The sequence below is a fragment of the Vibrio sp. 1727 genome, from assembly GCF_033344415.1.
In the GTDB taxonomy this organism is placed as follows: domain Bacteria; phylum Pseudomonadota; class Gammaproteobacteria; order Enterobacterales; family Vibrionaceae; genus Vibrio; species Vibrio alginolyticus.
This window is the reverse complement of the sequence record NZ_JAWPOT010000152.1, coordinates 1-852: the sequence shown is the minus strand read 5'-3', so window position 1 is coordinate 852 and position 852 is coordinate 1. Positions and strand designations below refer to the sequence as shown.

The window sequence follows — 852 nt, the reverse complement described above, 5'->3', positions numbered from 1 at the left end:
GACGATTTCCATCGCACGACCACCCAAAACGTAAGATGGACGAACAACGAGTGGGAAGCCGATTTCACGAGATTTCTCAACCGCTTGCTCCATCGCCGTTACTGTTGCGTTTTGTGGTTGTAGAAGACCTAAACGCTCAACTGCAGCCTGGAAACGCTCACGGTCTTCTGCGCGGTCAATCGCATCTGGGCTTGTACCGATGATTGGCACGCCTGCAGCTTCTAGTGCGCGAGCCAGTTTAAGTGGCGTTTGACCACCGTACTGAACAATCACACCTTTTGGCTTTTCAACGCGGGCGATAGACAACACATCTTCAAGAGTTACTGGTTCGAAGTAAAGACGGTCAGATGTATCGTAGTCTGTCGATACTGTTTCTGGGTTACAGTTCACCATAATGGTTTCGTAGCCATCTTCACGAAGCGCTAGTGATGCATGTACACAACAGTAGTCGAATTCGATACCTTGACCGATACGGTTTGGACCACCGCCCAGTACCATGATCTTGTCTTTATCTGTTGGGTTTGCTTCACACTCTTCATCGTAAGATGAGTACATGTAAGCCGTATCAGAAGAGAACTCAGCCGCACACGTATCCACTCGCTTGTAGACAGGGTGGATGTCAAACTGGTCACGTAGACGACGGATTTCGCTTTCAGCCACACCTAACAGTTTAGATAGGCGCGCATCAGAGAAACCTTTACGTTTCATCTGGCGTAGAACTTCTTCTGTTAGACCAGCAAAGCCACCGGCTTTCACTTGCTCTTCTAGTTTAACTAGCTCTTCAATTTGAACTAGGAACCAGCGATCAATGTTCGTCAGGTTAAACACGCCATCCACTGACATGCCCGCACG

1 pseudogene is annotated in these 852 nt (G+C 48.6%); it reads right to left on the bottom strand.

Annotation, left to right across the window (positions count from 1 at the left end):
• Positions 1-852, bottom strand: a pseudogene (gene carB / locus R8O10_RS24455) (carbamoyl phosphate synthase large subunit); the annotation flags it as partial.